The 13,937-nt window shown below is 48.6% G+C and carries 12 protein-coding genes and 1 tRNA gene; 10 read left to right on the plus strand and 3 right to left on the minus strand.

Going from position 1 to position 13,937, the window contains the following annotated elements:
* Positions 1 to 61: 61 nt before the first annotated feature.
* From yidD to rpmH, 3 genes are read right to left on the minus strand one after another with little or no spacing between them, the layout of a single operon-like run.
* Positions 62 to 271: a membrane protein insertion efficiency factor YidD gene (gene yidD, locus LKD71_RS14345; protein ID WP_178046917.1), complete on the minus strand. Its 210-nt coding sequence runs from the start codon at positions 269 to 271 to the stop codon at positions 62 to 64.
* The gene (gene rnpA / locus LKD71_RS14350; RefSeq protein ID WP_178046918.1) at positions 243 to 626 is read right to left on the minus strand and encodes a ribonuclease P protein component; all 384 of its coding nucleotides are present in this window, start codon (positions 624 to 626) and stop codon (positions 243 to 245) included. The genes yidD and rnpA overlap by 29 nt, the downstream gene beginning before the upstream one ends.
* A gap of 52 nt (positions 627 to 678) precedes the next feature.
* Positions 679 to 813: a 50S ribosomal protein L34 gene (gene rpmH / locus LKD71_RS14355; protein ID WP_117767944.1), complete on the minus strand. Its 135-nt coding sequence runs from the start codon at positions 811 to 813 to the stop codon at positions 679 to 681.
* Between the two features lie 613 nt (positions 814 to 1,426).
* Between rpmH and dnaA the strand changes: the two genes are divergently transcribed.
* The 10 genes from dnaA to LKD71_RS14405 all read left to right on the plus strand — a co-directional run bounded on the left by dnaA (position 1,427) and on the right by LKD71_RS14405 (position 13,611).
* Positions 1,427 to 2,794, plus strand: a complete 1,368-nt coding sequence (gene dnaA, locus LKD71_RS14360) for a chromosomal replication initiator protein DnaA (RefSeq protein ID WP_178046919.1) — start codon at positions 1,427 to 1,429, stop codon at positions 2,792 to 2,794.
* A gap of 175 nt (positions 2,795 to 2,969) precedes the next feature.
* On the plus strand, positions 2,970 to 4,073 hold the full coding sequence (gene dnaN, locus LKD71_RS14365) for a DNA polymerase III subunit beta (RefSeq protein ID WP_178046920.1): 1,104 nt from the start codon (positions 2,970 to 2,972) through the stop codon (positions 4,071 to 4,073).
* Positions 4,074 to 4,085: 12 nt separating this feature from the next.
* Positions 4,086 to 4,301 (plus strand): RNA-binding S4 domain-containing protein, encoded by a 216-nt coding sequence (locus LKD71_RS14370; protein WP_178046921.1) that lies wholly within the window; start codon positions 4,086 to 4,088, stop codon positions 4,299 to 4,301.
* A 12-nt stretch (positions 4,302 to 4,313) separates the two neighbouring features.
* On the plus strand, positions 4,314 to 5,390 hold the full coding sequence (recF, locus tag LKD71_RS14375; protein WP_227615973.1) for a DNA replication/repair protein RecF: 1,077 nt from the start codon (positions 4,314 to 4,316) through the stop codon (positions 5,388 to 5,390).
* A 12-nt stretch (positions 5,391 to 5,402) separates the two neighbouring features.
* A complete protein-coding gene (gene gyrB, locus LKD71_RS14380; protein WP_227615974.1) occupies positions 5,403 to 7,331 on the plus strand; it encodes a DNA topoisomerase (ATP-hydrolyzing) subunit B in 1,929 nt (642 codons plus the stop codon).
* Between the two features lie 11 nt (positions 7,332 to 7,342).
* A complete protein-coding gene (gyrA, locus tag LKD71_RS14385) occupies positions 7,343 to 9,862 on the plus strand; it encodes a DNA gyrase subunit A (RefSeq protein ID WP_227615975.1) in 2,520 nt (839 codons plus the stop codon).
* The gene (locus LKD71_RS14390; RefSeq protein WP_227615976.1) at positions 9,863 to 11,209 is read left to right on the plus strand and encodes a Mur ligase family protein; all 1,347 of its coding nucleotides are present in this window, start codon (positions 9,863 to 9,865) and stop codon (positions 11,207 to 11,209) included.
* Positions 11,206 to 11,934: a type 1 glutamine amidotransferase gene (locus LKD71_RS14395; RefSeq protein WP_227615977.1), complete on the plus strand. Its 729-nt coding sequence runs from the start codon at positions 11,206 to 11,208 to the stop codon at positions 11,932 to 11,934. Before LKD71_RS14390 ends, LKD71_RS14395 begins: the two co-directional genes overlap by 4 nt.
* Positions 11,935 to 12,060: 126 nt before the next feature.
* Positions 12,061 to 13,407 carry an MATE family efflux transporter gene (locus LKD71_RS14400; protein ID WP_227615978.1) on the plus strand — a complete coding sequence of 449 codons (1,347 nt, stop codon included), beginning with the start codon at positions 12,061 to 12,063 and terminating at the stop codon, positions 13,405 to 13,407.
* 116 nt (positions 13,408 to 13,523) lie between these two features.
* Positions 13,524 to 13,611 (plus strand) — tRNA-Ser (locus LKD71_RS14405).
* Positions 13,612 to 13,937 lie beyond the last annotated feature (326 nt).

The following is a 13,937-nucleotide window of genomic DNA, read 5'->3' on the forward strand; positions in this document are numbered from 1 at the left end:
TCGCCCCGCAGCTGCGCTACTCTTGATTTTCGTCTTCCTGGTAAAGCGGATAAAAAACCGCTCAGGGAACAGGATCATACCCTCCGTGAGAAAAGGGATTGCACCTTAAGATACGCCACACGGCCAGAAGGGAACCCTTCAGAGCGCCGTATTTCTCGATCGCTTCCAGCCCATACTGGGAACAGGTGGGATAATACGGACATTTGGTACTCTTTAACGGGGAAAGGTATTTTCTATATAATTTAATCATTCCGATTAAGATTTTTTTCATCTTTATTCTCCGACGAAAGCTCCTGAACCAGGTTCTGAAGCTTCATTAGATGCAGAAGCGCACTCTCGATTTCCCGATAGCTTCTGCTCTTTGCCAGTGGTCTTACCACAACCACCAGATCATATCCAGGTTTTAGTGATTTTTCATTCAGACGATAACTCTCTCTAATTAAACGACACATATGATGGCGAACGACACTGTTCCCCACCTTTTTACTGACAGAAATCCCGATGCGGTTTTTTGACAAGCCATTTTCCAGCCGGTACAACACCAGATAGCGGTTGGCCCTGGAATCTGCTGCCCGGTAAACTCTCTGAAAATCCTGATTTTTCTTCAATGACTCTGAAAATATCATAAAAACTCCATACGTTTCTATTAAAGAGAAGAAAAGGCCACAAATATGCGGCCTATGCTGACAATACTTTTCTTCCTTTTGCTCTTCTGGCAGCAAGAACTTTTCTGCCGTTTGCTGTGCTCATTCTTGCTCTGAATCCGTGAACTTTCGCTCTGGATCTTTTTTTCGGCTGAAATGTCATTTTCATAAGTTTTGGCACCTCCTTCTTCTATCCCACCATCCTTGTCCGAAACTCCGAAATCGCTTTCCCTCTCCCGGAAAGACAAAAAATAGCAGCCAATCTAAAACATCATTTCTCATTATATTCATAAAAAACAAGAAAGTCAAGGAGTTTTTTGGCGGGACTTTTTCCGCGTTCTCCTGCAATATAATAAGAAGAAACTCTGCTTTTTCCGCCAGATTTTCTTATTTTTGTGCATATGTGGAAAATTTTCTTTTTTTACCATAATTCACATGTCATCCCCAGCTCATCCACGGCCAATCCACAAGTTATCCACATATTGGGGATAACTTGTGCATAACTCATGAATAACCTGTGGAAAGCGTCTCCATCATCCACATAGTCGCCAAAAATGTCTGATTTTTACGCCTTTTTTCACTGTGAACAAATATTTTTCTCTTTTTCACAAGAATTAAGCATTGATAATTTTACCGTTTTAGTTTAAAATTGGTGAGTATAGTGGGATGATTTTTTTATGCTCGTCCCGTACGGACATACACCATACGGTCTTTTTTATGATTGTGGAGGACTCCATAGTCTTTTTTTCGTATGCTTATAACCAATGTAAGGAGTTATCTGAATGGACATCATCAAAGAAAAATGGGAGGAAATTCTATATACCGTAAAACTGGAGCATGAACTTACGGACGTATCTTTCGATACCTGGCTCAAACCGCTGAAAGTACATAGCTTCGAGAAAAACGGATCAGCCAATACGCTGTATATTCTGATCCCGGCTGAACAGCAGCCTGCTTTCGGTTATATTAAGAAGAAATACGCCCTTCCGCTTCGGGTTGCCATCGCGGAAATCACCGGTCTGGACTGTTCGCTGGAGTTTATCCTCCCCGAAGAAGCCCAGAAACTGGAGGCAAAAAAGGCAACTGTTACTTCTAATCTGAACGAATGCATTGAAAAGGCCAACTTAAATCCGAAGTATACTTTCGATACCTTCGTGGTCGGCAGCAACAACAATTTTGCCCACGCCGCATCCCTCGCGGTGGCCGAATCTCCGGGAGAAATGTACAATCCTCTCTTTATTTACGGAGGCGTTGGTCTGGGAAAAACCCACCTCATGCATTCCATCGCGCATTTTATATTAGAAAGAAATCCGGAAACCAAGGTGCTTTATGTGACCAGTGAATCTTTTACGAATGAGCTGATCGAGGCCATCCGTAACAACAACAACACTGCAACTGCCCGTTTTCGCGAGAAATACCGCAATATTGACGTACTTCTTATTGATGATATCCAGTTCATTATAGGAAAAGAATCCACCCAGGAAGAATTTTTCCATACTTTTAATGATCTGCACAGCAATAAAAAGCAGATCATTATTTCTTCGGATAAACCCCCCAAAGAAATGCAGACTCTGGAAGGACGTCTCCGCTCCCGCTTCGAATGGGGCCTGATCGCGGACATCTCCTCTCCCGACTACGAAACCCGTATGGCAATTCTCCGGAAAAAAGAAGAACTTGACGGCTATCAGGTAAATGACGAAGTCATCAAATACATCGCCACCAATATCAAATCAAATATCCGTGAGCTGGAGGGAGCCCTCAATAAACTGATGGCCTGCAGCCGCCTGGAAAAAAAGGAAATCACAATTGAAATGGCGGAACAGGAACTCCGCGATATCATCTCTCCGGACGAAAAACGGGAGGTCACTCCGGAGCTCATCATCAATACGGTGGCAGAGCACTTCGGAATCCGTCCGGAAGACATCAAAGGAAAGAAACGAAATTCCGAGATTGTCTTTCCCAGACAGATTGCCATGTATCTCTGCAGGGAGATCATTGGTATCCCCTTAAAGTCCATTGGAACCATAATGGGGAAAAAAGACCACACCACAGTTATCCACGCCTGCAACACCATCGTCGCCGACATGGAAAAATCCGAATCCACACGCAATACCGTAGAGATTATCAAGAAGAAAATCACACCGAACTGACAGTCATCCACAGGCTTCGTACGAAAGTTCCACAAAAGTATTCCACAGCCGGAACCCTTGATTTTACAGGCTTTCGTACGGTTATTCACAAATTCACAGCCCCTAAGAATATGACTACGGATTTTCTATAAAAAATATATTCAAAGCCTTTTTCGGCCAAAAGGAGTACACACCTATGAAAATTATCTGTTCCAAAACGAGTCTGTTAAAGGGTGTAAACACCGTACTGAAAGCGGTACCCTCCAAAACGACCATGCCGATCCTGGAATGCATCCTCATCGATGCGACTCTTGGAAAAATTAAATTCACAGCCAATGATATGGAACTTGGAATCGAAACCACCGTTGACGGTTCCATTCAGGAAAAAGGTATCGTAGCTCTGGATGCGAAGATCTTTTCTGAAATCGTACGAAAACTTCCTGAAAATGAAGTTACCATCGAGACCGATGCCAAACTGAACACCACGATCACCTGTGAAAAAGCAAAATTTAATATTCCGGGCCAGTCCGGCGATGATTTCACCGGTCTTCCCGCTGTTGAAAAAAATGAAAGCATCACTCTCACCCAGTTCACACTGAAGGAAGTGATCCGTCAGACCATCTTTTCCATTGCAGCCAATGAGAATAATAAAATGATGACCGGTGAACTTTTTGAAGTAAACGGAAGTTTACTAAAAGTGGTTTCCCTGGACGGACACCGTATTTCTATTAGAAAAGTCGAATTAAAAGAGAATTTTGGAAACATCAAAGTTGTCGTTCCTGGAAAGACACTCACCGAAGTGAGCAAAATTTTATCCGGCGAAACCGATGACGATGTCCGTATTTTCTTTACAACCAACCATATCGTATTTGAATTTGAGGAGACCATCGTGGTTTCCCGCCTGATCGAGGGAGAATATTTCCGTATCGATCAGATGCTTTCCAGCGATTATGAGACGAAGATCACGGTAAATAAGAGAGAGCTTCTAAGCTGTATCGACCGTGCGACGCTGCTGGTGAAAGAAGGAGACAAAAAACCCATCATCATTCATATCACGGATGGTTCCATGGAACTTAAGATCAATTCTCAGATCGGTTCCATGAAAGAGGATATCGATATTGAGAAAGAGGGTAAGGATATTCTCATCGGTTTCAACCCCCGGTTCCTGATGGATGCCTTGAGAGTCATCGACGACGAGACCGTGGATATTTATCTGGTAAATCCGAAGGCTCCCTGCTTTATCCGGGACGACAAGGAAACTTACACCTATCTCATTCTGCCGGTGAACTTTACGGCTTAAGGAAGGAAACTTATGGAAACAATTACAATCAAAGATGAATTTATCAAACTGGGACAGGCCCTGAAGCTGGCCGGTCTCTGCGAATCCGGCGTGGACGCCAAGTTCGCCGTACAGGAAGGCCACGTTCTGGTCAACGGCGTGACGGAGACCCAGCGAGGAAAGAAACTCCATCCGGGAGACACCTTTACCTACGAAGGAAAGACGGTAACGGTTCTGGAAAAAAAGTAAGGCTGGTGCCGAATGGTAATCGAATCGATCAAACTGGAAAATTTTAGAAATTATGAGACGCTGGAGCTTACGCTGGATCCCGGCACCAATATTTTTTACGGGGAAAATGCCCAGGGAAAGACAAATATCCTGGAGTCGGTCTATCTCTGCGGGACCACCAAGTCCCACAAAGGAAGCAAGGACCGGGAGATGATCCGTTTTGACCAGGAGGAAGCGCACATCCGCATGAAGCTTGACCGGGACGGAAGCTCCTACAGCATCGACATGCATCTCAAGAAAAACAGGCCCAAGGGAATTGCCATCAACGGCGTGCCCATACGGAAGGCGGGAGAACTTCTGGGTCTGGGAAACTTTGTATTTTTTTCTCCGGAAGATCTGAATATCATCAAAAGCGGACCGGGAGAGCGGCGGCGTTTCATGGATCTGGAGCTCTGCCAGCTCTCGAAGGTCTATCTTTTTCAGCTGTCCAATTACAACAAGATCCTGAATCAGCGGAACAAGCTGCTCAAGGAGATCATGTTCCGCCCGGAATACCTGGATACGCTGGACGTCTGGGACCGCCAGCTCGTTCAGTACGGGGAACGGGTCATCCGGGAGAGGGAAAAATTTGTCGGCCGTTTAAACGAGATCATAGGCGAAATCCATCAGCGCCTTTCCGGAGGACGGGAGACTCTGGTGATCCATTATGAGAAAAATGTGGAGCCGGAAGAGTTTGAAGCAAGGCTTACGGCCAACCGGAACCGGGATCTGAAGCTCCGTACGACCCAGGCGGGACCCCATAGGGATGATCTCTGCTTCGATATCGGCGGTATGGATATCCGGAAATTCGGTTCCCAGGGGCAGCAGCGTACGGCAGCGCTTTCTCTGAAGCTTTCCGAGATCGAGCTGGTGAAGCAGGAAATCAAGGATACGCCGGTGCTTCTTCTGGACGACGTGCTCTCGGAGCTTGACAGCAGCAGGCAGAAATATCTTCTGGACGGCATTCATGATATACAGACACTGATCACCTGTACGGGACTCGATGAGTTTGTCGAGAACCGTTTTGAGATAAATAAAGTATTTCGGGTAAGCGATGGAGTAGTAACTTAAGGAGGTTAGAAAATGGGTACAGAACAACAAAATGCAGAATATGGCGCAGACCAGATCCAGATCCTGGAGGGTCTGGAGGCAGTCCGCAAACGACCGGGAATGTACATCGGAAGCACTTCCGTACGGGGACTCCATCATCTGGTATATGAGATCGTGGACAATGCGGTGGATGAGGCTCTGGCCGGTTTCTGTACGGAAATACAGGTCATCATCAACAAGGGAAACAGCATCACGGTCATCGATAACGGCCGCGGTATCCCCGTAGGCATCAACCATAAATCCGGCCTTCCGGCTGTCGAGGTCGTCTTTACGATCCTTCATGCCGGCGGAAAATTCGGTGGTGGCGGATACAAGGTGTCCGGCGGACTTCACGGCGTAGGAGCCTCTGTCGTAAATGCGCTTTCCACCTGGCTGGAGGTTCGGATCTGCCATGAAGGAAAGATTTACCAGCAGCGCTATGAGCGGGGCAAAGTCTGCTATCCCTTAAAGGTCGTGGGCGACTGCCCGGTGGAGAAGACCGGAACGCGGGTGGATTTCCAGCCGGATCCGGAGATTTTTGAAGAGACAGAATATGATTTTGACACCCTGAAGCACCGTCTCCGGGAGATGGCTTTCCTCACCAAGGGAATCCGTATCATCCTGAGGGACGACAGGGAAGATGAGCCCGTACAGAAGGTGTTCCACTATGAGGGCGGTATCAAGGAGTTTGTGAGCTACTTAAACCGCGGAAAGACCCCCCTTTATCCGGAGATCGTCTACTGTGAGGGAAACAGGGACGGCGTTTCTGTGGAGGTTGCCCTTCAGCACAACGACGGTTACAACGAGGGTGTTTACAGCTTTGTAAACAACATCACCACCCCGGAGGGCGGAACACATCTTACCGGTTTCCGTAACGCCCTGACAAAGACTTTTAACGCCTATGCCAAGGCCAATAAGCTCATCAAAGAGTCTGACAGCCTTTCCGGCGAGGATATCCGTGAGGGTCTGACTGCTATCGTCAGCGTCAAGCTCGAGGAGCCCCAGTTTGAGGGTCAGACCAAGCAGAAGCTTGGAAACAGCGAAGCGCGCGGAGCCGTTGACAACCTGGTGACAGAGCAGCTCACGATTTATCTGGAGCAGCATCCGCAGGTGGCAAAGATCGTCCTGGAGAAATCTATCATGGCCCAGCGTGCCCGGGAGGCAGCGCGGAAGGCCAGAGAGCTCACCCGGAGAAAATCTGCCCTAGACGGCATGGCGCTTCCAGGAAAACTGGCTGACTGTACGGACAAAGATCCGAAAAACTGCGAGATCTACATCGTAGAGGGAGACTCTGCAGGTGGCTCTGCGAAGACCGCGAGAAGCCGTGCGACCCAGGCGATACTTCCTCTTCGCGGAAAGATCCTGAACGTGGAGAAGGCAAGACTCGACCGGATCTACGGAAATGCGGAAATCAAAGCGATGATCACTGCCTTCGGAACCGGTATTCATGAGGATTTCGATATCAGCAAGCTTCGTTATGACCGCATCATCATCATGACCGATGCCGACGTGGACGGCGCCCATATCAGCACCCTGCTGCTGACCTTCCTTTACCGGTTCATGCCGGAGCTGATCCGCCAGGGCCATGTGTATCTGGCACAGCCGCCCCTTTATAAGCTTGAGAAAAACAAAAAAGTCTGGTATGCCTACAGCGATGAGGAGCTCGCGAAGATCCTGAACGAGGTGGGCCGTGACCAGAACAACAAGATCCAGCGTTACAAAGGACTGGGAGAGATGGACCCTGAGCAGCTCTGGGAGACTACCATGGACCCCGAGCGCAGGATCCTCCTTCGTGTGAACATGGATGACGAGGCCTCCTCCGAGCTGGATGTGACTTTCACCACCCTGATGGGAGATCAGGTAGAGCCCAGAAGAGAGTTCATCGAGGAAAACGCGAAATTTGTAGAAAATCTTGACATTTAGGAGGAGAAACCGTGGAAGACAATATTTTTGACAAGGTCCATGAAAGAGACCTGAAAAAGACCATGGAGAAGTTCTATATCGATTACGCCATGAGTGTAATCGCTTCCAGGGCTCTTCCGGATGTGCGGGACGGCTTAAAGCCCGTACAGAGACGAGTGCTGTACTCCATGATCGAGCTGAACAACGGACCCGATAAGCCCCATCGTAAGTGTGCGCGTATCGTCGGCGATACCATGGGTAAATATCACCCCCATGGTGACAGTTCCATTTACGGAGCCCTGGTAAATATGGCCCAGGAATGGTCCACCCGTTATCCGCTGGTAGACGGCCATGGAAACTTCGGTTCCGTGGACGGCGACGGCGCAGCAGCCATGCGATACACTGAGGCGAGACTGAGCAGGATCTCCATGGAGATGCTGGCTGATATCAACAAAGACACCGTTGATTTCCAGCCGAACTTCGATGAGACTGAGAAAGAGCCCACCGTACTGCCGAGCCGGATTCCGAACCTTCTGGTAAACGGAACCACCGGTATCGCTGTCGGCATGGCGACCAATATCCCGCCCCACAACCTTCGCGAGGTGGTTTCCGCTGTCGTGAAGATCATCGACAACCGGATTCTGGAGAACCGGGAGACGGAGATCGAGGAGATCTTAAAGATCATCAAAGGACCGGATTTCCCCACAGGAGCCATAATTCTCGGAACCAAAGGCATCGAGGAAGCCTACCGTACGGGCCGCGGAAAGATCCGTGTGCGGGCGGTGACTGAGATCGAGTCCATGCCCAACGGCAAGAGCCGAATTCTGGTGCATGAGCTTCCCTACATGGTAAATAAGGCCCGGCTCATTGAGAAGATCGCCGAGCTGGTCCGCGACAAGAAGATCGACGGCATCACCGGTATCACCGATGAATCCAGCCGTGAAGGTATGCGGATCAATATCGAGCTCCGCCGCGACGCCAACGCGAACGTGGTGTTAAACCAGCTCTTTAAACATACCCAGCTTCAGGATACTTACGGCGTGATCATGCTGGCCCTGGTAGGCACCGAGCCCACCCGGATGCAGCCCAAGGTCATGAATATTCTGGAGATTCTGCAGCATTACATCCGTCATCAGGAGGATGTAGTCACCAGACGGACGAAATATGATCTGAACAAGGCAGAGGAGAGAGCCCACATTTTACAGGGACTGCTCATTGCCCTTGACAATATCGATGAGGTTATTAAGATCATCCGCGGTTCCGCCAATACTCAGGCGGCGAAAGCGGCTTTGATGGAGCGCTTTGCTCTCTCTGATGCCCAGGCCCAGGCTATCGTGGATATGCGTCTCCGTACGCTGACCGGTCTGGAACGGGAGAAGCTGGAAAACGAATACGCCGAGCTCATGAAGCGCATCGGCGAGTTGAAAGCGATCCTGGCAGACGAGAACCTGCTGCTCGGCGTAATCCGCAAGGAGATCTCCGAGATTGCTGACAAGTACGGCGACGAGAGAAGAACCTCTATCGGTTTTGACGAGTTTGATATTTCCACTGAGGATCTGATCCCTGATGAGAACGTGGTGATTGCCATGACCAAACTCGGCTACATCAAGCGTATGACCGTGGACAACTTCAAGAGCCAGAACCGCGGCGGAAAAGGCATCAAGGGCATGCAGACTTTGGAGGATGACTATATCACTGAGCTTCTCATGATGAATACCCACAGTTATATCATGTTCTTTACGAACACCGGCCGGGTATACCGTCTCAAGGGCTATGAGATCCCGGAGGCCAGCCGTACGGCAAGGGGTACCGCTATTGTGAACCTCTTGCAGCTCGCCGCAGATGAGAAGATCACGGCCACGATTTCCATCAAGGAATTTACCGAGGGTCAGTATCTCTTCATGGCGACCAGGAAGGGTATCGTGAAAAAGACTCCGGTGACGGATTATGTCAATGTGAGAAAAGGCGGCCTGGCAGCCATGACCCTTCGCGAGGACGACGAGCTCATCGAGGTAAAACGCACGAACGATGAGAAAGATATTTTCCTCGTGACCAAGTATGGCATGTGTATCCGTTTCCACGAGACCGATGTGAGAAGCACCGGACGTGTCTCCATGGGCGTCATCGGTATGACCCTTTCCGACGGAGACGAAGTTGTGGGCATGCAGCTTGACACCCAGGGTAAATATCTCCTGACCGTATCGGAAAAAGGTATGGGCAAACTGACCGACCTCAACGAGTTTACCGCGCAGATCCGCGGCGGTAAGGGCGTGAAGTGCTACAAGATCATGGAGAAGACCGGAAATGTGGTGGGCGTAAAGATCCTTAACAAAGAAAATGAGATCCTGCTCATCAATACCGAGGGAATCGTGATCCGCATCGCCTGCGAGGACATTTCCATTCTGGGACGAGTGACCTCCGGAGTGAAACTCATGGATGTGGGAGAGGATATCAAGGTAGCCAGCATCGCCAGAGTCAAGGAGGAGTCCAACAAATCCGACGAGGATATGCTGAAAACCATGGAAACTGAACTGGAAGAAGAATCAAAATAAATGAGCAGATTAAGAAGAATCATCGCGGTGTGGGCGGCAAAGGCCACGGGCTTTGCCTGCCGGATCACCGGTAAACAGGGAGTGACTCTGGCCGGACAGATCGCTCTGAAGATCGATCCGGATATTTTAAAAGAGCTCTCCGGCCAGGTAAAGGAGAAGATCTTTGTCACCTGCGGAACCAACGGAAAAACCACCACCAACAACCTTCTCTGCTCCGCCCTCGAGGCGGAGGGGAAAAAGGTGGTCTGCAACCATACGGGCTCCAATATGCTCAACGGTGTGGCAGCAGCCTTCGCCCAGAACGCTTCCTTAAGCGGCAATCTGAAGGCAGACTATGCCTGCATCGAGGTGGACGAGGCTTCTACAGTCCGGATTTTTCCACATTTCAAGCCGGATTACATGGTGCTGACCAATCTCTTCCGGGACCAGCTGGACCGGTACGGTGAGATCGACATTACCATGAATCTTCTGAAAAAAGCCATGGAGATGGCGCCGGAAATGGAAGTCATCGTAAACGGAGACGATTCCCTTTCCACCTATCTTGCCATGGAAAGCGGAAATCCTTATGTGACCTTCGGTATCGGAGAGCAGTATTTCAAGGATCAGAAGGATTCCGGTGAGATCCGGGAGGGCACCTTCTGCAAAAAATGCGGCTCCAGGATGGAGTATCATTTTTATCATTACAGCCAGCTGGGAGATTATTACTGCCCCAACTGCGGCTTCAAACGGCCGAAGCTTACCTACAATGCCCTTAAAGTTCACGCCGGGGATAATCTGTCCTTTGAGGTGAACGGAACGGCCATTGAGGCCAATTACAGAGGCTTTTACAACATCTACAATATTCTGGCGGCTTATGCAGCAGGAAAAGAGGCGGGCTTAAAGCTCACGGCCTACAACCGTGTCTTAAGAAAATACAGCCCGGAAAACGGCCGGAACGAGGCCTTCCACATCGACGGAACGGACATCATCCTTAACCTGGCGAAAAATCCGGCGGGCTTCAACCAGAATATCTCCGCAGTTATGGAAGATACGAAGGAAAAAGACCTGATTATCCTGATCAACGACAACAGTCAGGACGGCATCGACGTCTCCTGGCTCTGGGACGTGGATTTCGACCGGTTTAAGAATGCGGGGATTCATTCCATCACGGTGAGCGGCATCCGCTGCCGGGATATGCAGCTTCGGCTGAAATATGTGGACATTCCCTCGATTCTCGAGCCGGATATTGAGAAGGCTATCCAGGACCGCATCAAAGACGGTGTGAAGAACCTCTATGTGCTGGTAAACTATACCGGTCTTTATAAGACCCACAACATTCTGAAGAAACTGGAGGGAGAGCAGAAATGAACATTACCATCGGCCATCTTTATCCGGATCTTCTGAATCTTTACGGGGACCGGGGAAATATCCAGTGCCTGAAGAAACGCTGTGAGTGGAGAGGGATCCGGGCGGAAGTAAAAGAGTTCCGCTCGGGGGATAAAGTAGATTTTCAGGATCTTGATATTGTACTCTTGGGCGGCGGTTCCGACCGGGAGCAGATGATCGTCTGCAACAAGCTCAAGGAGATCCGCGAGGATTTCAAGGAGTATGTGGAGTCGGACGGCGTCGTCATCGCTGTCTGCGGCGGCTATCAGCTTCTTGGAAAATATTACCAGACCGACGACGGGCTCATCGAGGGCCTGGAGCTGGTGGATCTCTATACCGAGCAGAAGGAAGGCCGTCTGATCTCAAATATCGTCTTAAAGAGCGATCTTTTTGACTTACCGGTAGTGGGATTCGAGAACCATGGCGGAAGGACCTTTATCGGGGCAAATAAGCCCTTCGGGAAGGTACTTTACGGCAACGGTAACGACGGGGAATCCGGTTATGAGGGCGTGGTCTACAAAAACGTCATCGGAACATACCTTCATGGGCCGCTCCTGCCGAAAAATCCCCAGGTGGCAGACTATCTCATCCGGAAAGCCCTGGAGAGAAAATACAATCGTCCCATGGAACTGAAGGAGCTGGATGACAGCGAGGAAAAAGGGGCAAACGACTATATTTATAACCGTTTTGTAAAAAAAGCAGAATAAAGAGCAGTAAGACCGGGAAGAAACTGTCGGCAGGGATTTCTTTCCGGTTTTTCTTATCCACAGACTTGACTCTACAACAGCTGTAGGGTTTAAGATCGAGAAAAACGCAAAGGAGAATATAAATCCATGGAAAAAAATCTGACCAGTGGAAGTGTGCTGAAAAATCTTGTATATTTCTCTCTGCCTTATCTCTTATCTTATTTTCTGCAGACTCTTTACGGAATGGCGGATCTTTTTATCATTGGTCAGTTTGAGGGTGTGGCAGGAACCACGGCGGTCTCTGTCGGAAGCCAGGTCATGCATATGCTGACTGTGATGATTGTGGGCCTTGCCATGGGCACTACCGTGAGTATTGGCCAGGCCGTAGGGGCCAAGGACAGGAAAAAAGCGGCAGACTGTACGGGAAATACAGTTACGGTCTTTCTGGTGCTCTCTGTAATTCTGACGGCGGTGCTGCTTCTTTCCGTGCGAGGTATCGTTTCAGTCATGTCAACCCCGGAGGAAGCTGTGGAGGGAACGGTTCGTTATCTGATCGTCTGCTTTCTCGGCATTCCTTTTATCACTGCCTACAATATCATCAGCTCTATTTTCCGCGGCCTGGGAGATTCCAAAAGTCCCATGTACTTTATCGCCGTGGCCTGCGGAGTAAATATTGTGCTGGACTACCTTTTCATGGGAGCGTTTCACCTGGGACCTGTGGGCGCTGCACTTGGAACCACCCTCTCCCAGGCAGTCAGTGTGGGCGTGTCCTTTCTTATGATGAAAAAAAGAAAAACTGGCATTTCTCTTCATAAGGAGAACTTTCTTCCGAAGAAGACAGTCATGCTCCAGCTTTTTCAGATCGGGATTCCCATCGCTTTTCAGGATGGGCTGATTCAGATTGCTTTCATTATCATAACGATCATTGCGAACCGCAGAGGTTTAAACGATGCGGCGGCAGTGGGCATTGTAGAAAAAGTCATCAGCTTCCTTTTCCTGGTGCCTTCCTCCATGCTTTCCTCCGTCTCTGTCCTTGGCGCGCAGAATTTTGGCGCCGGAAAACCGGAGAGGGCCGTGGAGACTTTAAAATATGCAATCATGATTGCCTTGGGCTTTGGCCTTACGGTGGCTGTGGTGATCCAGTTTGCGGCAGATCCGGTGGTGAGCCTTTTCACAGATAATGGAACCGTGATCCATTCCGGGGGCCAGTATCTGAGGGGCTATATCTGGGACTGCGTCTTTGCGGGAATCCATTTCAGCTTCAGCGGCTACTTCTGTGCCTGCCAGAAGTCGGGGCTTTCCTTTCTACATAATATCACGGCCATCGTTCTCGTCCGGGTACCCGGAGTCTATATGATGTCAAGGCTTTTTTCAGATACGCTCTATCCCATGGGACTGGCTACGGCAGCAGGCTCCCTGCTTTCCGTGATTATCTGTGTTATTGCTTTTACTATTCTATTGAAAAAAGAGCGGAAAAATAAAGCATTCCGGTGATACAAAATAAATAATTGAAAAAAATTAAAAAAAGCATTGACAAAAGTAAATTCATAAAGTATAATTTCAAATGCGTCACTGATGAACGCTGTTCAAAACTGAATGCATTTGAATTTGGAGAAGTACTCAAGTGGCTGAAGAGGCGCCCCTGCTAAGGGTGTAGACCGTTCACGCGGTGCGAGGGTTCAAATCCCTCCTTCTCCGTATTTTTTTCTGAATAAACAGAAAAAAATAAAAAATTCAAAAAAGTTAAAAAAGTTGTTGACAACAGCGAAAAACAGTGATAAAATCAGTACTCGCTGAGTGAGTTACGAAAGAACTTCAAAAAAACTTTTGAAAAAGGTTAAAAAAGTTCTTGACAAACAAAACAAAGCCTGATATAATAAAGAAGTTGCTGCTGAGACAACAACAAAGAACCTTGATAACTGAACAGTGACATATCCTTGAAAGTTCAAAGAATATAGTTCTTAAAGAACAAAACCAAAGTAAATTTAACGGGATAAGAATTTTAGCCAAGCTAAATTTTGATC

The sequence above is a fragment of the Fusicatenibacter faecihominis genome, assembly GCF_020686945.1.
GTDB classification, from domain to species: Bacteria; Bacillota; Clostridia; order Lachnospirales; family Lachnospiraceae; genus Limivivens; species Limivivens faecihominis.